The organism is Streptococcus orisasini (assembly GCF_001431045.1).
In the GTDB taxonomy this organism is placed as follows: Bacteria; Bacillota; Bacilli; order Lactobacillales; family Streptococcaceae; genus Streptococcus; species Streptococcus orisasini.
This window is the reverse complement of sequence record NZ_BCLE01000017.1, coordinates 41,666-63,993: the sequence shown is the minus strand read 5'-3', so window position 1 is coordinate 63,993 and position 22,328 is coordinate 41,666. Positions and strand designations below refer to the sequence as shown.

Here is a 22,328-nt window from a genome sequence, read left to right as displayed (position 1 = left end):
GTACTTTTAAACCTTGATAAAAATTTAGCTTAGTAATTCAAATATTAAGCCGTTTTTTATGGTAAAATAGAGCTATCTTTCAAAGACAAGGAGCAATCATGAAAAAATTTTTAAGTCTTATTTTAATAGCTGTCGTTTTTTTGGCGGGCTGCGAAAACATGGATCGTGCTATTAAAGGTGATAAATATGTTGATAACAGCATTGCCAAGCAAAAGGCTGAAAATAAACTGAAAAAATTGAACAAGGCCAGTTTCCCACAATTGTCTCAAAAGGTAGCTAAGGATGAAGCCGAGGTTCAAATCAAGACATCTAAAGGCGATATTACTCTTAAACTGTTCCCCAAATATGCTCCTTTGGCTGTTGAAAATTTCCTGACCCATGCTAAAAATGGTTATTACAATAATCTGACCTTCCATCGTGTTATCGCTGATTTTGTTGTTCAAGGCGGTGATCCTAAAGGTGATGGCACTGGTGGCGAATCCATCTGGAAGGGCAAGGACAAATCAAAAGATTCCGGCCAAGGCTTTGCCAATGAAAGCTCAAAATATCTCTATCATCTAAGGGGCGCTCTGGCTATGGCCAATGCTGGTCCTAACACCAATGCCAGCCAATTTTACATTGTCCAAAATAAGGCCAATCAGGCTAAACAGCTCTCAGTTGAACTCTACCCTCAAAAAATAATCAAGGCTTATAAAAAAGGCGGAACTCCAAAACTTGATGGCAATTATACGGTCTTTGGACAAGTCATTAAAGGAATGGAGACTGTTGATGCTATCGCAGCAATCAAGACTGACCAAAACGGCAAGCCTGAGGAGAAAGTAATTATCAAGACGATTACCGTTCTTAAAGATTACCAGTTTGATAAGAAATAGAACCAATTACCTTATACTCCAAAAGCGGACAGACTCCTACCATGATTGACTAACATTCATGTAGAGTTTATCCGCTTTTTTTGAACTCAAATCTTATCAAACTGTTTACTAAGCCAGAGCACATTACAGATAGCCATTTTCAAATAGTTCCGTTTTTTGATTAAAAATAATAGCTTCTGTTTCTTTTTTTATTTGTTTAATGTAGTCAATTATCTCAGAATCAAAGGGTTGAGGAATAACACAGCCAGGTGTTAAGATTAAACCTTCGCCTCTAGTATCATAAACAGCTCTATAAATTTGATGATGAAGACTGTTGTAGCTTGATCTGCTAATGTCCCATCTGTTTAGACCTCCCATTATAACTTTGCCTGAATAGATTTGTCCTTCTCTGGGACCAGGGTAACATTCTCCTATATGCCAATTGATAACCTGAACAGGATAGTCTTTGACAACGTCAAACATGGTATCTTTTCCATGCAGATGCAAAACGTTGAACCAGCCTTCTTTAGCAGCCTCCAATACTTTCAAGTCAAAAGGTTTTCCATATTTGTGATACTGAGCAGCTGATAATTTTTCAAAAGTACTTAATTGGCTGGCTAAGTAAATTCCTGAAGCACCTAAACGGATAGTCTCACTGGCAAATTCTGCAGTGACAGCTGCAATTTTGTCTAAAGCCGAAATCAAATCCACACCATCATTTTGGGACAAGTGCGACTGAATTTTCCCTTTTGATAATTTATCTGCTGTTGTTAAAGGACTAAAAACAGTTACAATAACAGGAACCTCATCTTTTACAAGATTCAGCAATCTTTTTAAATAATCTAATTCTCTCTGCAAAGAAGGAGCTGTTTTTAGACTTAAAAGCGGCAAGTCTTTCCAGTCTGAATAACTATTTATCGGTGTTTTGATCAATTTAGAAACACCGCCTTTTAAAACCTCAGAATGATCAATTTCAGTCCCAAAATCCTCAGTAGAATACATTCCATTATTCATTGTCTTGATAAAATCAGTATGAAATTCTTTATGAAGTTTGTAGGTAGCTTGCGCTATTTGCTCAGGGTCTCTATCAATATTTGGAAAGTGTGTCCAAAATGAAAATGGCACTTCACCAATAAAGTCTCCTTTCAGCATTCGTTTAATATTTTCTTTTTTTGACATAAATCCTCCATTATTTAAGATACGGCAGAGGATTGTTATCTAAGTGCTCTGCACTTGATAACAAACGCCAATCACCATTGTGAATTGGCTACCTCTCCCACTAACTTCGTTTGCTTAGTAAGATCGACTAACCAAACGAAGGATCACAAAGGGCGTTAAGAAAGCGGGAAGAAAATAGGAGCCTAACGCCATGCGCTTTGCGCATAAGGCAGGCTATCTTTTTCTCGACGCTTTTAGCCCGTGTTCAGTTCATAAGATACTAAGCCGTTAAGCGACTCAAAGAAATTTAGGGAGCCTTCCTAGAATCCCTAAAGATTCTAGGAAAGCGAGTCTAATTGCACAGTGTCGTAGCCCGTGTTCAATTCTACAAGTAACGATAATTTCTTGCTAAATACAATCTAACAAGAAATTGCATGATAAGGCATACTCCCCAATAAATTATTGCAGCCGCAACATAGGAAGCAATATAATCAGAACTCAAGGCCGCAATATACCTTGCACTGGCCATAATTTCAACGATGCCTACCAAAAAAGCAACCGACAAGGTTCTCATGATTTTTAAAAAAGCATTGATTAAAATAGGAAAGGCTGTGTAAAAGAGCTGAGGAATTGCGATTCTGCGCAGAACCTGACTGGGTGTCATTCCAATAGATAGTCCTGCTTCGTATTGTTTGAAATCAAAAGCCTTAAAAATTCCTCGGATATTTTCCGATTCAACAGCTCCTTCATAAAAAACATAACAAACAAGGACAATTACAATACTGGGAACTTCTACTTTTGATTCATTTTTTCCTATCATCTTTAAAAAAAGCAGAGCAATTTTAGGAATAGCTGCCTGTGCTATAAATAGCTGAACAACTATGGGAACTCCTCTTACATAAGATATATAAAAGTGCGTGATGAAATGCAGCAATTGATTCCCTCGAGAGGCTAAAAAAGCAATTAGAGTTCCTAATATCAGGCCTAATACTAAAATAAGCACTGCAAGAATTAAGGTATAAGGAACCACTTTTATAATTTCCAATAAACTATGAAAAAAATCCGCCATAAACACCTCAATCAATTAAGCAAATAGTTACTGGAAATTTTTTCGAGAATCCTGACAATATTTCCAATAATTACAGAAAAAAACCAATAAATCAAAGCAACTAATACATAGACTTCAAGCTGATATATCCCATAGGAATTAGAAACTAAATTATCTGCCTGCCCCATTATATCTGTAAGACCAATCAGAAATAAGAGAGAGGTATATTTCATTAAATCAACAGAAGCATTTCCAAGACTGGGCAAAGCAATGGGCAGCATCTGCGGAATAATAATTCGCCGATTTACCTGCCAAACACTCAGTCCCATACTGACACCAGCTTCATACTGTCCTTTGGGAATTGAAAGATAAACCGGCCTTAATATCTCAGATACAGTAGCTCCCTGATAAAGCACTAGAGATATAACAGCACTCACTATCTTATTAAAATTAGCAAAATCAATGGCAAACACAGAAAAAATAGCTGGTACACCATAATAAATAATGAATATATGTATAATTCCCGGAACACTTCGAGCAAAAGAAACAAAGACTGAACAAATTTGCTCCAGTAATAAAATTCTTTTAATTCTGATATATGCCATCAATGATGCTAATATTAACGAAAGCAGCTCAGAAAGTAAGAAAACAAATAAAGAAACAGGAATTTTAGATAATAAGATAGGAAAAACAGTTATCATATAATTAATATTCACACTAAAAACTCCTTTATTTAAGATACGGCAGAGGATTGTTATCTAAGTGCTTTGCACTTGATAACAAACGCCAATCACCATAGTGAATTGGCTACCTCTCCCACTAACTTTGTTTGCTTAGTAAGATCGACTAAGCAAACAAAGTGTCGCAAAGGGCGTTTCAAATCCGTATAAAAATAGGAAACTGACGCCGTGTCATTAAGACACCAGGAAGTTTATCTTTTTTACTAGGATTTTATCCCGTGTTCAGTTTTTTCTTTTTTATTCTTCTGTAACTTTGTATTTGAACATATCTTCTCCAAACCATTTTTTCGATAATTTAGACAGGGTTCCGTTAGCTCTTAGTTTTTTAGCAGCTTTATCAAAAGCTTTTTTAAATTTTATATTCTTTTTTGAGATTAAAAAGTAAGTTGCATTAACTTGAATTGGTTTTTTAGCAGTATTGATGTCAAGATGCAAACTTTTGATAATCTTGTCTGCTCCAAAATTAGATGGCATTATAACAGCATCATAGGTTCCATCAGCTAATCCCCGATAACGTTTTGCTAACTCACCGCTTTCTCCCAAAGGTATTTTAATTTGTGATTGGGGATGCTCATTATTATACTTAATAAGCAAATTATAAATTCCGCCGTTAGCAGTTACTGGGCTTAATTTTTTATCAACCAAATCATCTAGGCTTTGAATAGCTTTATCTTTTTTCCGTTTATAAATTTCAATTGTACTGACTCCTGTATATTCTTTGGGAAAAAGATATTTCTTCTCTCTTTCCACTGTTTTAAAGAGACCTCCGCCAATAGCATCGTAGGTACCACTTTCCAATCCCACTTCGGCAGATTCAGCAGAAACAGCTTCATATTTTAGTTTATAGCCTTTTATTGTTTTATTAATCTCTTTTAAGACGTCTACCTCATAGCCAGTTAATTTTCCTGAACTGTCTGTATAACTAAGCGGCTGTGTGTTTTCTTCTAATGCAACCGAAAGTGTTTTAGAAGATGAATCTTTCTTAGTATTATCAGTGCTGCTGCAGGCACTTAATAAAATCAAACCAAATATAAGTCCTATTAAACTTGCAATCTTTTTCATAACTTTTTATAACTCCTTATCAGCAATTAAAATGATTTCCAATTATTTTCTTCAATGAGATAACTAACAAAATCATCTAGCAGAAAACTGCCTGTTTGTTTAGTAAAAGGCTGGTAAGGAAGCCGCTTTTTGGTCTCAGACAAGCCACTTAGCGGCAGATGCTTTAGGAATAATCTTATCTTTTTAAACATATGACACTCTCCTTCTATGAAAATTACCTTTTGAAAGATAACAGTTCTCACTTATTCTTTAGATGATTGCAATTATCTAATAGGTTAATCTTATTACTTTTATTACCTTTTGAAAAATCTATATTTTTTATGCTCTAATATAATTTTTCTTTATAGAGACTGTCTGTTAAGTCAAGATTCATATTTAAATCTGCTTTTGGTTTGTGATTTATAAAGAACCTCAATTCAGCATCGTCAGCAAGTCTTAAAGCTTATGTTTGTAAAGTATGCTTATTAACAGCATAATAAAAAGCCTGTCAATGATAGGACAAACAAATCATAGACAGACTTAATAACAGTAGTTTCATAGTGAAACTATTGACTTATTTATTTTAAAAGCAGCTAAACCGCTAGTGTTATACTCTTCAAAAATCAAAACTATACCTTGTCACCTTCACTTTGGGAGTGGGATCAACCTAAAAATTGAAAATTTTGGTTCTCACCACTCCCTAGTTTCAAGGTGGTGACCTGAAGCGGTCTCTTGCCAGAGCGTTTTTGGCACTTGCTTTGCAAGCTTCATTTCCCGATTAAAAAGGTCTCACAAACCTTTTTAATCCACCCTCGCAGCTCGTCGCCTAGTTTATTTTTATTGAGTACTAATTATATCCCCTATTCTCAGAAAAATATCCCGAAACCTAAAGGGAGTCGGGAGAAATTGATATACCTTAGCTTCTATTTTTTTAATTTAATAAAGCCACATATGTACAAAACTATCGCCAAAATTACAAATGAAATGACAGCGATAAAAAAATACGTCATAACTGATTTCTTATCAACATGATACTAAATATTCAACAGCTTCGCTAGTTGCTCTTGTGACGAATCCTCCTTCTCCAAGTGCTAATCCACAGCCGAGTCAACAGTTGCTGTTCCCAGTTTTTTTACCAGGATTATACTCATAAAACTTCCAAAAATTTTAAGAGAACTTGAGCCGACTGTTTACCAGCTTCAACAATAAATTCATCAAAAGTCAGGTTAGCATCATGCGCTGCAGTATCACTCATGGCACGAACAACGACAAAGGGAAGATTGGCTGCGGATGCCGCCTGAGCAACAGCAGCACCTTCCATCTCTACCGCTTCAACCTCTGGAAAATGTTCTTTAACAAAATCAGTCCTATCCTTACCTGCCATAAAAGAATCACTGCTGGTAATTAAACCGACTTTGCTCTTAATCTGGAACTGATCCAATACTTTCTCAAAGGCAGCTACAAAAGTTTTTTCCGATTCAAAATAAAGAGGCTGCTCTGACATCTGTCCAAAGGCATAGCCAAAAGCAGTCAGGTCAACATCATGGTAGGCAAGCTTGTCTGCCACCACAACATCGCCAATCTCTAAATCCGGCGCCAAAGCTCCGGCAGAACCTGTATTAATCAGAGCGTCAACCGCAAAATGATCAGCTAAAACAGCAACACTCATGGCGCTCATCACTTTACCAACGCCGCTTCTCACAAGAACAACGTCATGTCTGCCCAGACGGCCGCTGTAATAAGTCCGCCCCAGACAAACGTCTTCTGTCTTTTGACTCAGCTTTTCCAGAAGAAGTTTTAATTCCTCATCCATAGCCGCGATAATTCCGATTTTCATTTTCTCTTTCCTTAAAGTTTAAAAACTGCGTAAATTAAGATTGCTAAAAGCAAACCAATACCGATTAAAATCCAGTTGAGTTTAGACTGAAATTCACCGCGCTTAGCATTTTCAATACGGCGGCTTTTGATGATAGGATCTTCATCATAATCACCAAAATCAAAGTCTTCTTCGTCTTCATCAGCAAAATCACTGCTGCTATCATAAGCAGGCGAAACTTTTTGAGAATCGGTCCGAATAACGATGGTCTTTTCCGGATCAAAATCGTCTTCCTCATAAAATTTTTCACCGCGATTGGCACGCGCAATCATTTCATCTGTTAAAAGCGGTTTTCCCATAACATTTCCCCTTATTCATTCTTAAAATGCAAGGCAAAATACTGCAGAGCAATCAAAGTTTTAGCATCTTCAATATCTCCTGATGCCACCAGTTCCATACATTCGTCATAAGTTAATTCAAGCAGTTCGATGACCTCATCGTCATCCTGCGGACGCGGATTAGCAACTTTTTTTAGATTTGTAGCCAGATAAAGCTTTATTTTTTCATTGCAAAATCCGATGGCTGTATAGAACTCATAAATAAGTTCTAAATCTCCTGTATAAGCTGTTTCTTCTTCTAATTCACGCAGAGCCGCTGCTTTTTCACTGCCATTTTCACCGATTTCAAGTTTTCCTGCCGGAATTTCATAAGAAATTTTTTCAATTGCCTTGCGATACTGTTTGACAATGACCAGCTTATTATCCGGCGTAACAGCCAAAACAGAAACTGCACCCCGATGAAAAATCAACTCGCGCTTAGCTGTACCCAATTGATTGGGCAATTCGACATCATCAACAGCAACCTTAAAAATCCGTCCATCAAAAATCTCCTGACGCTTGATGGTCTTTTCTTCAAATTCCATAAAAATCTCCTAATGATTATCCGGATGGTGTGGTTTTTTCTTGGCATAGCCTTCTTTATTGACTTGACGGCTGCGGCCGATAGCAACACTGTCTGCCGGAACATCCTTATGAATAGCTGAACCCGCTGCTGTCAGGGCATTGTCTCCTACTTGAAGAGGGGCAATAATCGTTGAATTGCTGCCAATAAAAGCATGATTGCCAATTAGGGTCTTATATTTCTTTTGACCGTCGTAATTGACAGTAATCGTTCCTGCACCAAAGTTGACATCATGACCGACCTCAGCATTGCCAATGTAAGTCAGATGACCTGCTTTTGTTGCCTTACCCAGAGTTGAAGCCTTGACCTCAACAAAGTTTCCGACATGAACATCCTCTTCCAGAACAGAATCTGGCCGCAGATGCGCATAAGGACCAACCGTAACATTGCGCTCAACCTGAGAAGATTCAATCATGGAATTGGTAATCACAGCATTTTCACCAATGAGCGAATTCACAATATAGCTGCCGTTAGTTAGGACAGCTCCTGAAGCAATTTTTGTCTGCCCTTTAAGTGTGACATTAGCCTCAATAAGGACATCCGGTGCAATCTCAACATCAGCATCAATATAGGTGCTGTCCGGATTGGTGAAAGTAACCCCCTTGACCATATGAGCATGGTTAATGCGCTGACGCATTACTTTTTCAGCTTTAGCAAGAGCAACACGGTCATTAACTCCCAAACTTTCATTGAAATCACGAAGTTTATAGGCACCGACTTTTTCATCAGCGGCTTTAAAGATGCTGATAACGTCTGTCAGATAATATTCGCCTTGAGCATTGTCTGTATTGATATCTTTCAGGGCTTCAAAGAGGCGTTTATTATCAAAGACATAGGTTCCTGTGTTAATTTCCTTGACCTGCTGCTCGAACTCCGAAGCATCCTTTTGCTCAACAATCTTAGTTACTTCATCATTTTGATTGCGGATAATCCGGCCATAACCAAAAGGATCTGCTGCTTCTGCAGTCAAAATAGTGGCTACATTTTTATGGTTTCTGTGGTAAGCCACCAAATTTTTCAGACTCTCACCCGTAATCAATGGCGTATCCCCAGCAATCACAAGTGTTTGTCCGTCAAGACCAGCCAACTCTTCTTCAGCCACCATGACAGCATGTCCTGTCCCCAGCTGTTCGGTCTGCAGGACAAAATCAGACTGATCTGCTAAAACATCTTTAACAAGATCCGCCTTATGTCCAATAACTGTTACATTTTTGGCAGGGTTCAGAACCGAAACACTGCGAAAAACATGTTCTAACATCGTAATTCCCGCAACCTTATGCAAAACCTTGGGAAGATCTGATTTCATTCGGGTTCCCTTACCTGCAGCAAGGATAATAGCGTAATTGTTCATAAAATGTCCTTTATAAAAAATAATACAAGAAAAATGTTCATTTCATTATAGCATTTTTCCAATCATTTGTTAAATTAGGGAGTAAAGACCAGACGGAACTCCTCAAGAACAACGGGACTATCTTCTGTAAAGACTAAGCCGCAGTCGATAAACCACTGCCTAAAAAGCGGCTGGTGAACAGAGCGCCACCAAGTTAGGGTGCGGTCACCTTCGCCTTCTTTAAAAGCATGTTCAGCAGACACTTCCTTAAAAGGAACAATGGTCACCTTGGTAATTTCAATAATGCAAACAGCCTCATCATGACTGTCTAAAATGACATCATAGCTGCCTACCTGAGGCAGGGGCTCATTGTCTACTTCATACAAATCATAAGCCGAAGCCGTGGCTGTTTTAACACCGTCCAGCACCAACTGCGCCAGCAAATCAGGCTCAGCTCCAAATGCCCAAGCGTCAATTTCATCACCAATAGCTGGATTGATTTGCTTGTACTCATTCCACAATGCTTGTACCTTCATTATTCCTCCAAAAACAAACAATTAAAAATGACCATTTTAAAAAAAGACCGGAAAATAAGGATTTCCGGCCCTTTAAGCCTTATGTTAAAAGCCATAGAAAGCAAAGTTTAGCCAATCTGGCTGCCATTTGGTACACTGTCATCGACTGTCAAGACAGTGAGTTTGCCATCAGCGTGTTCGGCAGAGAGAATCATGCCTTGGCTAACCAAGCCCATCATCTTGCGCGGTTTGAGGTTGGCAACGATTTGGACTTTCTTTCCAAGCAGCTCTTGTTCGTTTGGATAGTATTTAGCGATACCAGAAAGTATTTGACGATCCTCGCCATCACCTGCATCCAAGCGGAACTTGAGAAGCTTGTCAGAACCCTCAACCTTAGACACTTCCTTGACCTCAGCCACACGGATTTCCACCTTGTCAAAGTCATCAAACTTGATGGCTTTTTTCTCGTTTTTGAGCTCAACTTCGCTTGGATCCCATTTCTTTTCTTCCTCTTGAGCCATAGCAGAGCTGTCGCCCATTTGCTCTTTGATATAGGCGATTTCCTCGTCCATATCCAGACGTGGGAAGATTGGTGTGCCTTTGGCAACCACCTTGACACCTGCTGGCAGTCCTGCAAGTTCAAGGTGCTCTAGGTCAAATTGACCAGCCAAACCGAGCTGCTCCATAATGGCATCTGAAGTGGTCATCATAAATGGCTGAATGAGATGGGCTACCACGCGCAGGCTGGCTGCCAAGTGGGACATGACTGCCGCTAATTCATCATGTTTGGCTTCATCTTTTGCCAATACCCAAGGAGTCGTTTCGTCGATATACTTATTGGTACGAGAAATAATATTCCAAACCACTTCAAGCGCACGCGGATAATCCACGGCGTTCATTTGCTTGTGGTATTCTGCCAAATTATCAGCGACAACTGCTGCCAAATCAGCATCAAAGGCTGTCACATTTTCTACGTAAGCAGGAATTTCACCACCAAAATACTTGTTTATCATGGCAACCGTACGGTTAAGCAGGTTACCGAGGTCATTGGCAAGCTCATAATTGATACGGCCAACATAATCTTCCGGTGTGAAGGTTCCGTCTGATCCGACTGGCAATGAACGCATGAGATAATAGCGAAGCGGATCAAGTCCATAACGCTCCACCAACATTTCTGGATAAACCACATTGCCTTTTGACTTAGACATTTTACCATCTTGCATGACAAACCAACCGTGCGCAATCAAGCGATTTGGCAATGGTAAGTCAAGCGCCATCAAAATAATTGGCCAGTAAATGCTGTGGAAACGCAAGATGTCTTTCCCAACCATGTGGTTGACTTCTGGATTGACCGTGAAGTTCCATGACTTACCATCTTCATCTGTCCAAGATTTAGTGACTGTTTGACCTAACCAGAATTTATCAAAGTTAGCAGAATCTGTCTGACCGTAACCAAGAGCTGTCGCATAGTTGAGCAAAGCATCAACCCACACATAAACCACGTGTTTAGGATTTGATTTAACTGGGACACCCCAAGTATATGTCGTCCGAGAAATAGCTAAATCTTCCAAACCTGGTTCGATGAAGTTTTTCAACATTTCATTCATGCGAGAATTTGGACTGATAAAGTCAGGATGAGCTTTAAAGAAGGCTTCCAAATGTTTTTGGTATTTGCTAATTTTGAAGAAATACGATTCCTCAGAAACCAACTCCACCTCGTGACCAGACGGTGCTACACCACCAATCACATTTCCATTTTCATCACGGTAGACTTCTGCTAATTGGCTTTCGGTGAAAAATTCCTCATCTGACACAGAATACCAACCAGAATACTCACCGAGGTAAATATCACCCTGCGCCAGTAATTTTTCAAAAACAGCAGCCACAACCTTTTCATGATAGTCGTCAGTCGTGCGGATAAACTTGTCGTAAGAGATATCAAGAAGTTTCCAAAGTTCCTTGACCCCTACTGCCATACCGTCTACATATGCCTGAGGTGTGATGCCAGCTTCTTCAGCTTTTTGCTGAATTTTTTGACCGTGCTCATCCAGCCCCGTCAGATAAAAAACATCGTAGTTCATCATACGCTTGTAGCGCGCCAAAACATCGCAGGCAATAGTCGTATAGGCTGAGCCGATGTGCAATTTCCCTGATGGGTAATAAATCGGCGTTGTAATGTAAAAAGATTTATTTTCTGTCATTATGACTCCTTTCGCGCAAATGAGACGCGTTTATAGTAACAATTTATTATACCACGATTTAGAGCAAGAAAAAAGGACCGAGATTCTCGGTCTGTCAAAGTATTTTGGACGATGAACTGTTATTTAGTATCCCAATTCAACTAGTTCTATCGTTTTTAAGATCTCATCTTGGTAGCTAACTTTGCAAATGAGATAAAATTCAGGAAACTCTTTTGCCTCAGTATCATAAAGAAATAAATCAGCTTCAAAATCACTGGTAGTCACCTCTAAAATCGAAATTTCCGTTTCTTCAAAAGGAGTTAGATGAAAGGCAGTAAGATTTTGGTCGCTGAGGAAATCCTGAACTTCTTGATTAAAGTCTTCCCAACTTTTCTGACAAGCGTCAAAACGCTCAAAAGCAGCCGCATATTTTCCTATCTGAAAATCCTGATAGATGACCTTAAAACGCTTCTTAACCTGCTTAAGAAGCTCTGGAGAGAGTTCGATTTGTTCTTTTTGTACTGACTTTTTCTTTTTTGCAAAAAGTGGTGCAAATAGTTTCTCTAATCCAATCAATAATATTCCCTCCATCATGCCAAATAACATGGAAAGCAAGGCAAATGCCAAGATTCCCACTACGTTAATCCAACTATCAAAAAAGCCTAAAGCTAGAAGACCAGTAACAGTAACGATAAATACCCAATTTTTCTCTCGCTTGACTTTTTGAATGGCTACCGCTGACTTTTTCTTAGCTAACTCTCTGTTATAGGCATTTTCAAACATCGTTGTTGCCCAAGTTTTGAAAAGCCAATTATAAGACAGATAGCCCAATAGCGGTCCCATCCCCAAAATAATAGCAATGGTAACAATCCCTTCTGGCCAACCTTCTCCTTTTGTGATGAAAGCAAGTATCATGGAAATAACACCAATCAAAAGAGAAAGCAGAATTGCAGGTCCTTGTATAGCCTCCCAGAAAGCCCAAAATCTCAGTTTCTTTGTGTACTTGCTCTGCACTTCCTTACTAATAAAGGCTCCCATGGCTAGATAATAATCTTCATAGGACGGGTAGGAAGTCTGATCCCCATGTGTTATACCATGAACATTTCCTTCCTTATCAAAATAAGCCAGAGAGACATCAGACTCTGCTAAATAATCATCAATGATGGTTGTGAGAAAGGACATGTTTACCTCTTTCTTACGATATTATCCCAGTATATCAATAAGGACTTAAACAAGACAAGTGAAATAGAACCCGCAGCAAAAATGACTGTGGGTTTTATTCTTAGCGATTGACCTGACTGTCTTAATATTCAGAGTCTAATTTTTCCAAAGCTTTGCGCTCTTTAACTTCAGCTTCTTTATAATTTTTATACAGCTTGGTAGCAGCTTTGCCGGTACGTTTGGCGTAGACTGCTTTATTTGTTAATTTACCTTTTTTATTATAGCCCTTAACAATCAAACGATTGCCCTTCTTCTGATAGGAAACTCTTTCCTTTTTCTGATTTTGAAAATCTTTTTTGTAAGACTCTTTCAATTCTTGAAGATCGTTGTCGGAAGAGTATCTATTTTTAACAGTTTTATTGATATAGCGGTTCATATCTGTTAAAAATTCCTTTTGAGAAATAGAAAGCTCAAACTCTCTCTTCCAGATATTTACCTGATGCATAGGCCTAATATGACCTGTATAGGCAGTGCTGACACTTCCAATATAGTTATAGTTTCCAGAAATTCCTAATTCATCGTAAGCCCTTAATTTATAATAAGCATAAGTTTTTACGGATCCCTTTTCAATGTTCAAAAAGTTGTAGTAATCCATCTTGTATCTTTTACTTTGTTCATCCAAATCGATCCATTTATGCTTCTTTGAGCTGTAAAAAAATGAAGATTCTCTTTCCCAAACACCGTCTACATTTCCAGTGTAGTAATAATAACCTGTAACACCAGCAGCTATCGCCAGCAGAACAGCAATAACAGATACTACACTGATAATAACAATTGTCGATGTTTTCCTTTTTTTCTTAGATTTTTGATAGGACTCCATAAATTCTCCTCTCTTAAGGGCAGCCCGAACTTCTTTTTTACTGGGCTTACGTCCATTTACTGCCTGAAATTGCTGTAACCATTCATTCTGATCCATCTTAAGCTCCTAAATTGTAATTTATAATTTTATTTTATCATAATTTACAGAACACTTCAGCAGATTTTTCAATTTATCAAGTGATACTTTAAACTTACCGCCAGCAGCCAACTTAATGGACAACACAGTTGATTTTTTACAGCAGTCCTTATTTACTCAGCCAGTAAGAGTAGGCGATTGGTACAGCCGTTAAAATAAGCAGTGCTGCAATCAACACAATTACAAAAGAAAATTTCAATAGACCATTTATGAGGACAATAAATCCTCCAATTACCCAAAGCCTGCCGGTAAGCCGATGCGTTTTATTCCAATTTTCCTCATCATTCAAAGTCCAAGGAAGTCTAATGCCAACTGTATAATTTTGTCTAACTTTAGGCAAATAATTACCGATAGCTATTAAAAGAATTCCTAAAAGTAGGCTGAATATGGTCTGATAACTATCAGTATAACCCAAACTTAAAGCATAAATAGCAGTCATCGTAAAACAAGAAATAATCGGAATAATCCAATAAACCAAAACCTTAACCTTGGAATTAATATTTTGCGATTTTGAATCAAGAGAAACCAGCACAATTGTAACAAGATGCACGGCCAGCATTAAAAGCGGCAGAAAGTACACTGCTTCTGCTTTACTGCTATATCCATTTGCCTTGCCAAATAGATTAAAATGGGTTGGCAGTTTATCCGGTAAATCTGACCAAAGCAGGCTGCCGACCAGAATTGGCAGCAAAATAATAATAGCTGTGATCAATAATAATTTTTTACGTATTTTCATGAGATGACCCTTCTTTCAAATCTACCAGCCAAGCCAGAATATCTTCTAAAACAGAAGTATTAAGGCCATAGTAAATAAAATTCTTTTTCTTTGTTTCAAAAATAAGATCTGCCTTTTTAAGAACAGTCAGATGATGCGAAACTGTCGCCCCAGTCACCTCAAAGTGTGCTGCAATTTCTCCAGCTGACAAATGGCCATTCTTTAATAAATCCAAGATATCACGGCGGACAGGGTTGGATAAAGCTTTAAATGTTTCAGCAAAGCCCATTTCATCAGCCCTTTCTATTTAGAAAAATTTCCAAATAGATTTTATGACTTTTTGAAAGAAAAATCAAGAGGATGATCAAATTAAAAATGTACTGTTCAATTAAAACCTACCATTTTTCTATATTACAAATCTAAGCGAATTCAAGACTTGATTAAATACAATATCTAGTGTTATTATATTAAATGCTGCGCTATATATTGTGCAAATACCTAATTAAAATATTGTCTTACTGACTCGGAGGTGCTTTACAATCGTGATTATACTAGCTGGGATGATTGGCGTCGGAAAAACAACTTATACATCCCGTATCGCAGAAAGCCTGGGGACACAGGCCTTCTTTGAACCTGTTGACAACAATCCTATTTTGGATAAGTATTATGAAGATCCTGAAAAATACGGCTTTGCTTTACAGATTTATTTTCTCAACAAACGGTTTAAATCCATCAAGAGTGCCTATCATCAGGATAACAATGTTTTGGATCGCTCTATCTATGAAGATGCACTGTTTACTTACATCAATACCTTACAAGGAAGTATCAGCCAGCAGGAATATCAGATTTATTTAGACCTCTTGGACAATATGATGGAGGAAATCAAGGGACTGCCTAAGAAAGCTCCGGATCTTTTAATCTATCTAGATGGCAGTTTTGATCATATCATAAACAACATCAAAAAACGCGGCCGTTCTTTTGAACAGCCAACAAAAGAAAATGGTCTCATGGACTACTACCAACTGTTGCATCGTAATTACAAAGACTGGTATGAAAACTATAATTACAGTCCTAAAATGAGGATTCAGACAGACAATTTTGACATCAATAAACCCAAGGATTGGGAAACTGTCTATCGCATGATTCAGCAAAAAATGGACGCTCTTGGGATAGGCAAAAACTAAGTCTCGCAGAGCTTCTTCTGGAAGAATGCTTTTTGTCTTTTCTGATTTTTATAGCTTTGCTCAGCTTTACGTATCAGATCAGTATTTGTGCCCTACTGAACCTTTGAGCTGTTTTGAAAGATAGTTCGCTGACATTAAGATTTGACGAAACGCTAACAAATCATCTCAAACTGTTTCAGTCGCTCCAAATCTTATTTTTTGATACAATAATAAAAAATAAACTAGAAAGATGGAACACAAGCGAAAAACACTTTGTCTTAAGTAAACACCTTAAGGCCTGACAGAAAAAGTCATGCTTACTTCGCTCATTTGCTCTGCAGTTGTTCAAACTGCCAACGTGTTCTTCTTGGTATTTTACTTATGAAACTCATTTCCTGGAATATTGACTCTCTTAATGCCGCTCTCACCAGCGATTCGGCTCGAGCTTTGCTCTCACGTGCTGTTATTGATACCTTGGTCGAAAAAAAGCCTGACATTATTGCCATTCAAGAAACCAAACTATCTGCTAAAGGACCAACCAAAAAACATTTAGAAATTCTTAAAAACTACTTTACTGATTACGATATTGTCTGGCGCTCCTCTGTAGAACCTGCACGAAAAGGCTATGCTGGTACCATGTTTATCTATAAGTCAGCACTCAAGCCTACTATCACTTACCCAGAAATTGGCGCTCCAACAACTATGGATGCTGAAGGAAGAATTATTACACTTGAATTTGACAGCTTTTTTGTGACTCAGGTCTATACTCCAAATGCTGGGGACGGTCTCAGACGTTTAGAAGAACGGCAAATTTGGGATGAAAAATATGCTGCTTATCTGGCAAAATTAGATAAGCAAAAGCCTGTTTTAGCAGCAGGAGACTACAACGTCGCCCATCAGGAAATTGACCTAGCTCATCCAGCCAGCAACCGCCGCTCTCCAGGTTTCACAGATGAAGAACGTGCCGGATTCACCAACTTATTAGCCAAAGGTTTTACAGATACCTTCCGTTATATACATGGTGATATTCCTGATGTTTACTCATGGTGGGCTCAACGCAGCAAAACCAGCAAAATCAACAATTCAGGCTGGAGAATCGATTATTGGCTGACCAGCAATCGCATTGCCGATAAAGTTCTTAAGTCAGAAATGATCGACTCCGGAACGCGGCAGGATCACACACCGATTATGATAGAGATTGATTTATGACAACCTCACCGCATCTACTAATCTAAAAGCAAAAAGATTGAAGCAGACCTGCATATTAGCGGTTTGCTTCAATCTTTTTTATGGTATACTAACAATCTGAAAAATCGTAAAGCTGAGGATAATGATGACACTCTGGATTTTTGGGATGACAAATTTCTCGGCCAAAATAAATCATGGCCTGATGGGCAGGCAGCCAGAGTTCTGGCGGCAAAACATCAGTAACACGTTTTTCCACTTCCAAAGGCGTCGCTGATTTTTTAACAATATCGTGATGCTTGCAAATACGACTGACGTGAGTATCAACGGCAAAAGCAGGGTAACCAAAGCCCACACTCATAACAACATTCGCCGTTTTTCTGCCAACACCTGATAGACTTTCCAGCTCTTTTCTCGTATGAGGTACTTCTCCTTCATATCTGTCCATTAACTGCTGCGAGCATTCTTTTAAAAACTTTGCCTTATTGCGGTAGAGGCCGATTTTTGAAATGTAGGACTCAATATCTTTTAAATCCGCTTCGGCCAAATCCTTAGGCTTTGGATAGGCTGCAAACAAAGCTGGTGTTACCTTATTGACTGCGGCATCCGTAGTTTGGGCAGACAAAATAACGGCAATCAGCAGTTCAAAATGATTTTTAAAATTCAAGCTGGGCTTGGCATCGGGATAAAGGGCAATAATTTCTTCTAAAACCTTGCGAGCTCGTTTTTTTGATAAAACCATACAAATTCTACTCCTCCTTTTCATTATAGCATGAAAGGTGAGGGAAAGAAAAAATCTCGGCTTTTAAAAGCTGAGATTTGCATAATTGGTTCGATAGCCAACTTGTAAAAGTTTACCGTCTTTTATTAGAAGCGGACGCTTTATCAGCATACCGTCACCAGCCAATAAATCAGCAGCTTCATCAAGACTGAGCTGATCTATTTTATCCTTTAAACCCAGCGCACGGTAGGACTGACCGGAAGTGTTGAAAAATTTTTTCAGCTCCAGTCCGCTGGCTGTTATTAACTCTTTGATAAGATCTGCCTGCGGCGGATTCTTTTTTATATCAATTGACTGATATTCAAGCCCCAACTGATCCAGCTCTGCCTTGGCTTTGCGGCAAGTACTGCATTTAGGGTATTCATAAAATACAAGCATTATTTCTCCTTTCTTTTTTATCTTAACGAGAAGAAGGGCTGCTTGTCAAGCTTAACACCTTCATGCTGCAAGAGCCAGATTTTTTTGTCTATACCGCCAGCATAACCTGTTAGCTGACCTTTAGAGCCTAAAACCCGGTGGCAGGGAACAATAATACTTAAAGGATTGCGGCCGACAGCTCCACCGACTGCTTGGGCAGAAGGGCAGTTTATCTTCTTAGCAATTTCGCCATAAGTCTGCGTTTGACCCAAAGGAATTTCCAGCAATGTCTGCCAAACCTGCTTTTGAAAAGGGGTTCCCTGAGGAAACAGCACAAGCTTATCTTGCTCAGTTTTTTCTCCGGCAAAATAGGCATCCAGCCACTGCTTTGCTTGACTTAAAACAGGGTTGGCAGCTTCCAAAAACACTTGACTGCTTATTCCCCGTTCAAAATATTTTTGACCAACAAACCAGACCCCAATAAGCCCCCACTCATCAGCAGCCAATGATAAATCTCCCAAAGGAGAGTGATAGATTTGCTTGTATAGGGTCATGAACAGCCTCCTTTTAGTTTTAACGAAAACGTTCAGTGAAACAGCAAATAATAACTTTACTGCTTTTATCCGAGGTCAAACAGTTATAGAAAAAGGTGATGTTAGCCCATAATCGAGCTAATCATCACCCTCATTTTCAGCCGATTATTTGGACGACTTGATCTTTCCCTTAATCAGGCGGACGCGGACAATGTTGTCGCTGGCTTCAAAATTAGCCACCAGCTCATCAATTTTTCCTTTATCCGTTTCATCAAGGTCAAGAATCGTATAAGCATATTCTCCTCTTGAGCGATTCAGAATATTATCAATATTAATATCCAAATCAGAAACGGCAGTTGACAGGCGCGCTACAATGTTAGGAACATTTTTATTGATTAAGGTAATCCGATAAGGCGCTGTCAAGGCTTGGTGCATGTTAGGGAAGTTGACCGAATTGGTGATCTCACCGGTTTCCATGAAACGACGGATGGTTTGTCCGGCCATAATAGCACAGTTCAGCTCAGCTTCTGCGGTAGAGCCGCCAACATGCGGAAAGACTGTTATTCCTTCTTTATTGAGTAATTCTTCGCTTCCAAAATCGGTAAAGTAGTGTCTGACAACACCCGTTTCAATCGCATCAAACAGGGCTTCATTATCTACCAATTCACCGCGGGCAAAATTAATAACAACCGTACCTTTTTTCATCAGACCAAAACTGTCTGCATTGAAGGTATCCTTGGTATCCTCTGTCAAAGGAACATGGACAGTAATGTAATCTGAGTTTTCAAAGATTTCTTTCAAATCATTGACACGTTTGACATGGCTGGAAATATTCCAAGCAGCCTCGATAGATACATAAGGGTCGTAACCCAGTACATTCATACCCAGACGACGGGCATCGTTAGCAATACGGGCACCGATGGCACCAAGGCCGATAACTCCCAAGGTTTTTCCGGCAATTTCTGTTCCGGCGAATTGCTTTTTCCCTGCTTCAACCTGCTTAGGAACATCATCTCCTGACAAGGTATTCACCCAACGGTTAGCAGAGATATAATCACGCGCTGCCAGCAAAATAGATGCAATGACAGCTTCTTTAACCGCATTGGCATTGGCACCGGGTGTATTAAAGACAACAATCCCTTTGGCAGTAGCCTCGTCGATTGGAATATTATTGGTTCCTGCACCTGCACGGGCAATGGCCTTTAAATTTTCAGGAAAATCAGCCTTATGAAGATTTTCACTCCGAATAATATAGGCATCCGGATTGTCTTTCAAATCACCATCAATCTGGAAACCATTGCCTAATTCTTTTAATCCGATTTGATTAATATTATTAAATGTTCTTACACTAAATACCATACTTGTTCATGCCTTGGGAAATCCTTGGCGTCTCCTTTTCTGCTATAATCTGACACTGCCCGATTGACCAAGCAGTTCAAAAGTTCATCTGACTTATTCCTCAATTTCTTGATAGAGGCTGTTTTCACTTTTGGTTTTTATTTTTTGATAGGCCAGCCTAACACCGTTTAGGGGAACTTTTCCGCAGTAGACAAAGCCCAATTTTTCCAAAATATGCTGCATGGCCTTATTCTTTTCATGGGTATCGCAGCGAAAATCATGTCCTGCATAGCCTTCAATCAAGCCTTGAAGAAAGGTCTGAGCAACTTGCTGCCCCTGATAAGCATTAGCTACAGCAACTCGATGGAAGGTTACATAGCGATGGTTTTTATGCTTCCATTCACCTTCATAAATCTGGTCATAAGCAGCCTCATGTCCATCAATAACTGCCGCATAAGCCGCAATCTCCCCTTCAGCAAGGGCAACATAGCCGCGCCCTTCTAAAATATCTTCAAAAATAAGCTCTTGATTAGGGTAGTCACCCTGCCACTGGTCGCTTCCGTAAGAAGCCATTTTCTCTCTAGCTTCATCAATAATAGACATAATACGGTCTATTTCATTTGGAAAAGCTAATCTAATGTCCATTTTTCTACCTACTGTTTGAAGGCTGCGCCTTCCCTATCTTTCAGTTTTTGAATTTCAATAATACCAGGCAATTGCTTTTTGTTTTTAATCCCAAAAACCTGCTTGAGTATTACTTGTTTTCCTCTTCAAATTTTTTCATAAATTCCAGCAAATCCAGCACACCTTGACACGGAAAGGCATTGTAAAGGCTGGCACGCATGCCTCCAACACTGCGGTGTCCCTTGATATTTTTGAAACCTAGGGCATCGGCCTGAGCAACAAATTCAGCATCCAAGTCCTTACTTGGAGTCACAAAAGGAATGTTAGCCACAGAGCGATCTTTAGGAGTTTTGACAGGACTGCTGTAGAAGTCAGATTGTTCAATAAAGTCGTAGAGCAGCCCAGACTTTTCGCGGTTTATCTTTTCCATGGCATCAACGCCGCCTAATTCTTTGACCCATTCAAAGACTAATTTAGCAATATAAATGCCGTAAGTTGGCGGTGTATTGTAAAGTGAACCGGCATCGGCCTGAATGCGGTAATCCAGCATGCTTGAAAGCACTGGCTCGTCATTTAGCAAATCGTCACGGACAATCACAATAGTAACACCGGCAGGACCAATATTTTTTTGGGCTCCAGCATAAATCAAACCAAAGTCAGCGACATTGTAGCGAACCGCTAAAATATTGGAAGACATATCAGCCACGATTGGAACACCATTAGTCTCAGGAAGATCATAAATGGCTGTTCCTTCAATGGTATTATTGGTAGTAATATGTACGTAAGCCGCATCTTTATCAATTTGCTGGCTGTCAATTTCTGGGATATGGTCATAGACCGTATCTTCTGATGAAGCCAAAAGAACTGGCTCAAAAGGAATCGTTTTGGACAATTTCACAGCTTCTGTATAAGCTTTCTTTCCCCATGAACCGGCTACCACATAATAAGCTTTACGGCCCTTGGCAAGGTTTAATGGCAGCATCGAAAATTGAGTCGAGGCTCCGCCTTGCAAAAAGAGCACCTTGTAATTATCAGGAATAGCCATTAATTCACGGAGTAATTTTTCAGCATCTTTAATAATGTCATCAAATTCTTTGGAGCGGTGGGATAGTTCCATAACACTCATGCCAGAATGGTTGTAATCTAGGAATTCAGCCTGCGCTTTTTCAAGAACAGGTTTTGGCAAGACTGCAGGACCTGCAGAGAAATTATAAATTGTCATCTGATACCTCCTTAAAGTAAGTAAATTATATCACAAATTTTCAGAATTTTGTAAATAGATTTTACTTTAAAGCAATTTTTTAAAACTAACTTATCAAAAAGCCGTTTTTTTCAGAAAGAAGGAAAGCTAAAATCTTCATAAAATAAGTGCATTTCAAAACATTAGCTGTTGACTAACCTTTTGCAATGCACTCTTAAAGTTTGAAGATAGTTTTACATATTAACCAAACCGTTCAACTAAATTTAAATAGCGTCGCCGTCACGCTCTCCTGTACGGATTCTGACAATTTCATCAATCGGACTGACAAAAATTTTGCCATCACCAACTTCCCCAGTTCTTACCGCCTTAATAATGGTCGCAATCATTTCTTCGACTGCTGCATCGTGAACAACAATCTCAACTTTCACTTTAGCCAGGAGTGTCGGGGTAATTTTTTGACCGCGGACATACTCCGTATACCCTCGCTGATTTCCGAATCCTAAAACCTGACTGATCGTCATGCCTTTGCTGAAACCGGACTGAACCAAGGCTGCTTTTAAATCTTCTAATTTATCAGACCTAATAATCGCTTCTACTTTTTTCATGATAATTTTTT

The 22,328-nt window shown here is 39.0% G+C and carries 25 protein-coding genes; 3 read left to right on the top strand and 22 right to left on the bottom strand.

All coding sequences use genetic code 11. The features are described 5' to 3' along the window. The first annotated feature begins 98 nt into the window (after positions 1 to 98). Positions 99 to 872 carry a peptidylprolyl isomerase gene (locus SCSH_RS03320; protein ID WP_057490478.1) on the top strand — a complete coding sequence of 258 codons (774 nt, stop codon included), beginning with the start codon at positions 99 to 101 and terminating at the stop codon, positions 870 to 872. Positions 873 to 995: 123 nt separating this feature from the next. Here SCSH_RS03320 and SCSH_RS03315 read toward each other — a convergent pair whose 3' ends face one another. The 15 genes from SCSH_RS03315 to SCSH_RS03250 form a co-directional block, all read right to left on the bottom strand. Continuing rightward, a complete protein-coding gene (locus SCSH_RS03315) occupies positions 996 to 2,030 on the bottom strand; it encodes a uroporphyrinogen decarboxylase family protein (protein ID WP_057490477.1) in 1,035 nt (344 codons plus the stop codon). A 364-nt stretch (positions 2,031 to 2,394) separates the two neighbouring features. Then, on the bottom strand, positions 2,395 to 3,078 hold the full coding sequence (locus SCSH_RS03310; RefSeq protein ID WP_057490476.1) for an ABC transporter permease subunit: 684 nt from the start codon (positions 3,076 to 3,078) through the stop codon (positions 2,395 to 2,397). 11 nt (positions 3,079 to 3,089) lie between these two features. Beyond that, the gene (locus SCSH_RS03305) at positions 3,090 to 3,773 is read right to left on the bottom strand and encodes an amino acid ABC transporter permease (RefSeq protein ID WP_057490475.1); all 684 of its coding nucleotides are present in this window, start codon (positions 3,771 to 3,773) and stop codon (positions 3,090 to 3,092) included. Positions 3,774 to 4,034: 261 nt separating this feature from the next. After that, complete coding sequence (locus SCSH_RS03300; protein WP_057490474.1) at positions 4,035 to 4,859, bottom strand: transporter substrate-binding domain-containing protein; 825 nt, start codon at positions 4,857 to 4,859, stop codon at positions 4,035 to 4,037. A gap of 26 nt (positions 4,860 to 4,885) precedes the next feature. Beyond that, a complete protein-coding gene (locus tag SCSH_RS11230) occupies positions 4,886 to 5,050 on the bottom strand; it encodes a hypothetical protein (RefSeq protein ID WP_193743674.1) in 165 nt (54 codons plus the stop codon). Between the two features lie 935 nt (positions 5,051 to 5,985). Next, on the bottom strand, positions 5,986 to 6,675 hold the full coding sequence (locus tag SCSH_RS03295) for a 5'-methylthioadenosine/adenosylhomocysteine nucleosidase (RefSeq protein ID WP_057490473.1): 690 nt from the start codon (positions 6,673 to 6,675) through the stop codon (positions 5,986 to 5,988). A gap of 11 nt (positions 6,676 to 6,686) precedes the next feature. Next, positions 6,687 to 7,013 (bottom strand): cell wall synthase accessory phosphoprotein MacP, encoded by a 327-nt coding sequence (gene macP, locus SCSH_RS03290; RefSeq protein ID WP_057490472.1) that lies wholly within the window; start codon positions 7,011 to 7,013, stop codon positions 6,687 to 6,689. Between the two features lie 11 nt (positions 7,014 to 7,024). Continuing rightward, positions 7,025 to 7,576, bottom strand: coding sequence for an NUDIX hydrolase (locus SCSH_RS03285; RefSeq protein ID WP_057490471.1), 552 nt, complete (start codon positions 7,574 to 7,576; stop codon positions 7,025 to 7,027). Between the two features lie 9 nt (positions 7,577 to 7,585). After that, complete coding sequence (glmU, locus tag SCSH_RS03280; RefSeq protein ID WP_057490470.1) at positions 7,586 to 8,965, bottom strand: bifunctional UDP-N-acetylglucosamine diphosphorylase/glucosamine-1-phosphate N-acetyltransferase GlmU; 1,380 nt, start codon at positions 8,963 to 8,965, stop codon at positions 7,586 to 7,588. Positions 8,966 to 9,039: 74 nt separating this feature from the next. Next, positions 9,040 to 9,480, bottom strand: coding sequence for an ASCH domain-containing protein (locus SCSH_RS03275; protein WP_057490469.1), 441 nt, complete (start codon positions 9,478 to 9,480; stop codon positions 9,040 to 9,042). Between the two features lie 107 nt (positions 9,481 to 9,587). Then, entirely contained in the window at positions 9,588 to 11,660 is a 2,073-nt protein-coding gene (gene metG, locus SCSH_RS03270) for a methionine--tRNA ligase (RefSeq protein WP_057490468.1), read from the bottom strand. A gap of 123 nt (positions 11,661 to 11,783) precedes the next feature. Further along, positions 11,784 to 12,821, bottom strand: coding sequence for a hypothetical protein (locus SCSH_RS03265; RefSeq protein ID WP_057490467.1), 1,038 nt, complete (start codon positions 12,819 to 12,821; stop codon positions 11,784 to 11,786). Between the two features lie 121 nt (positions 12,822 to 12,942). Continuing rightward, positions 12,943 to 13,776, bottom strand: coding sequence for a hypothetical protein (locus SCSH_RS03260; RefSeq protein ID WP_057490466.1), 834 nt, complete (start codon positions 13,774 to 13,776; stop codon positions 12,943 to 12,945). 148 nt (positions 13,777 to 13,924) lie between these two features. Next, the gene (locus SCSH_RS03255) at positions 13,925 to 14,551 is read right to left on the bottom strand and encodes an SdpI family protein (protein WP_057490465.1); all 627 of its coding nucleotides are present in this window, start codon (positions 14,549 to 14,551) and stop codon (positions 13,925 to 13,927) included. Next, positions 14,538 to 14,819, bottom strand: coding sequence for an autorepressor SdpR family transcription factor (locus SCSH_RS03250; RefSeq protein WP_057490464.1), 282 nt, complete (start codon positions 14,817 to 14,819; stop codon positions 14,538 to 14,540). The genes SCSH_RS03255 and SCSH_RS03250 overlap by 14 nt, the downstream gene beginning before the upstream one ends. Positions 14,820 to 15,072: 253 nt before the next feature. On the opposite strand from SCSH_RS03250, the gene SCSH_RS03245 reads away from it, so the two are divergent. Both SCSH_RS03245 and SCSH_RS03240 read left to right on the top strand, forming a co-directional pair. Continuing rightward, on the top strand, positions 15,073 to 15,714 hold the full coding sequence (locus tag SCSH_RS03245; RefSeq protein ID WP_057490463.1) for a deoxynucleoside kinase: 642 nt from the start codon (positions 15,073 to 15,075) through the stop codon (positions 15,712 to 15,714). Positions 15,715 to 16,074: 360 nt separating this feature from the next. Next, on the top strand, positions 16,075 to 16,902 hold the full coding sequence (locus SCSH_RS03240) for an exodeoxyribonuclease III (RefSeq protein WP_057490462.1): 828 nt from the start codon (positions 16,075 to 16,077) through the stop codon (positions 16,900 to 16,902). 88 nt (positions 16,903 to 16,990) lie between these two features. Here the strand turns inward: SCSH_RS03240 and nth are convergent, their stop codons facing one another. The 7 genes from nth to SCSH_RS03205 form a co-directional block, all read right to left on the bottom strand. Then, positions 16,991 to 17,620, bottom strand: a complete 630-nt coding sequence (gene nth, locus SCSH_RS03235) for an endonuclease III (RefSeq protein WP_057490461.1) — start codon at positions 17,618 to 17,620, stop codon at positions 16,991 to 16,993. A 63-nt stretch (positions 17,621 to 17,683) separates the two neighbouring features. Beyond that, positions 17,684 to 18,037, bottom strand: coding sequence for an arsenate reductase family protein (locus SCSH_RS03230; RefSeq protein WP_057490460.1), 354 nt, complete (start codon positions 18,035 to 18,037; stop codon positions 17,684 to 17,686). A gap of 17 nt (positions 18,038 to 18,054) precedes the next feature. Beyond that, entirely contained in the window at positions 18,055 to 18,570 is a 516-nt protein-coding gene (locus SCSH_RS03225; protein WP_057490459.1) for a methylated-DNA--[protein]-cysteine S-methyltransferase, read from the bottom strand. 144 nt (positions 18,571 to 18,714) lie between these two features. After that, a complete protein-coding gene (locus tag SCSH_RS03220; RefSeq protein WP_057490458.1) occupies positions 18,715 to 19,908 on the bottom strand; it encodes a phosphoglycerate dehydrogenase in 1,194 nt (397 codons plus the stop codon). A gap of 93 nt (positions 19,909 to 20,001) precedes the next feature. Continuing rightward, on the bottom strand, positions 20,002 to 20,532 hold the full coding sequence (locus SCSH_RS03215; protein ID WP_057490457.1) for a GNAT family N-acetyltransferase: 531 nt from the start codon (positions 20,530 to 20,532) through the stop codon (positions 20,002 to 20,004). Between the two features lie 109 nt (positions 20,533 to 20,641). Next, positions 20,642 to 21,733: a 3-phosphoserine/phosphohydroxythreonine transaminase gene (gene serC / locus SCSH_RS03210; protein WP_057490456.1), complete on the bottom strand. Its 1,092-nt coding sequence runs from the start codon at positions 21,731 to 21,733 to the stop codon at positions 20,642 to 20,644. Positions 21,734 to 21,975: 242 nt separating this feature from the next. Continuing rightward, entirely contained in the window at positions 21,976 to 22,317 is a 342-nt protein-coding gene (locus tag SCSH_RS03205; RefSeq protein ID WP_057490455.1) for a P-II family nitrogen regulator, read from the bottom strand. Positions 22,318 to 22,328 lie beyond the last annotated feature (11 nt).

Excerpts from the sequence above, each read along its gene's own strand:
- SCSH_RS03320 (WP_057490478.1), top strand. The coding sequence starts at position 99 with ATGAAAAAATTTTTAAGTCTTATTTTAATAGCTGTCGTTTTTTTGGCG.
- SCSH_RS03315 (WP_057490477.1), bottom strand. The coding sequence starts at position 2,030 with ATGTCAAAAAAAGAAAATATTAAACGAATGCTGAAAGGAGACTTTATT.
- SCSH_RS03310 (WP_057490476.1), bottom strand. The coding sequence starts at position 3,078 with ATGGCGGATTTTTTTCATAGTTTATTGGAAATTATAAAAGTGGTTCCT.
- SCSH_RS03300 (WP_057490474.1), bottom strand. The coding sequence starts at position 4,859 with ATGAAAAAGATTGCAAGTTTAATAGGACTTATATTTGGTTTGATTTTA.
- SCSH_RS11230 (WP_193743674.1), bottom strand. The coding sequence starts at position 5,050 with ATGTTTAAAAAGATAAGATTATTCCTAAAGCATCTGCCGCTAAGTGGC.
- SCSH_RS03295 (WP_057490473.1), bottom strand. The coding sequence starts at position 6,675 with ATGAAAATCGGAATTATCGCGGCTATGGATGAGGAATTAAAACTTCTT.
- macP (WP_057490472.1), bottom strand. The coding sequence starts at position 7,013 with ATGGGAAAACCGCTTTTAACAGATGAAATGATTGCGCGTGCCAATCGC.
- SCSH_RS03285 (WP_057490471.1), bottom strand. The coding sequence starts at position 7,576 with ATGGAATTTGAAGAAAAGACCATCAAGCGTCAGGAGATTTTTGATGGA.
- glmU (WP_057490470.1), bottom strand. The coding sequence starts at position 8,965 with ATGAACAATTACGCTATTATCCTTGCTGCAGGTAAGGGAACCCGAATG.
- SCSH_RS03275 (WP_057490469.1), bottom strand. The coding sequence starts at position 9,480 with ATGAAGGTACAAGCATTGTGGAATGAGTACAAGCAAATCAATCCAGCT.
- metG (WP_057490468.1), bottom strand. The coding sequence starts at position 11,660 with ATGACAGAAAATAAATCTTTTTACATTACAACGCCGATTTATTACCCA.
- SCSH_RS03265 (WP_057490467.1), bottom strand. The coding sequence starts at position 12,821 with ATGTCCTTTCTCACAACCATCATTGATGATTATTTAGCAGAGTCTGAT.
- SCSH_RS03260 (WP_057490466.1), bottom strand. The coding sequence starts at position 13,776 with ATGGATCAGAATGAATGGTTACAGCAATTTCAGGCAGTAAATGGACGT.
- SCSH_RS03255 (WP_057490465.1), bottom strand. The coding sequence starts at position 14,551 with ATGAAAATACGTAAAAAATTATTATTGATCACAGCTATTATTATTTTG.
- SCSH_RS03250 (WP_057490464.1), bottom strand. The coding sequence starts at position 14,819 with ATGGGCTTTGCTGAAACATTTAAAGCTTTATCCAACCCTGTCCGCCGT.
- SCSH_RS03240 (WP_057490462.1), top strand. The coding sequence starts at position 16,075 with ATGAAACTCATTTCCTGGAATATTGACTCTCTTAATGCCGCTCTCACC.
- nth (WP_057490461.1), bottom strand. The coding sequence starts at position 17,620 with ATGGTTTTATCAAAAAAACGAGCTCGCAAGGTTTTAGAAGAAATTATT.
- SCSH_RS03230 (WP_057490460.1), bottom strand. The coding sequence starts at position 18,037 with ATGCTTGTATTTTATGAATACCCTAAATGCAGTACTTGCCGCAAAGCC.
- SCSH_RS03225 (WP_057490459.1), bottom strand. The coding sequence starts at position 18,570 with ATGACCCTATACAAGCAAATCTATCACTCTCCTTTGGGAGATTTATCA.
- SCSH_RS03220 (WP_057490458.1), bottom strand. The coding sequence starts at position 19,908 with ATGGTATTTAGTGTAAGAACATTTAATAATATTAATCAAATCGGATTA.
- SCSH_RS03215 (WP_057490457.1), bottom strand. The coding sequence starts at position 20,532 with ATGGACATTAGATTAGCTTTTCCAAATGAAATAGACCGTATTATGTCT.
- serC (WP_057490456.1), bottom strand. The coding sequence starts at position 21,733 with ATGACAATTTATAATTTCTCTGCAGGTCCTGCAGTCTTGCCAAAACCT.
- SCSH_RS03205 (WP_057490455.1), bottom strand. The coding sequence starts at position 22,317 with ATGAAAAAAGTAGAAGCGATTATTAGGTCTGATAAATTAGAAGATTTA.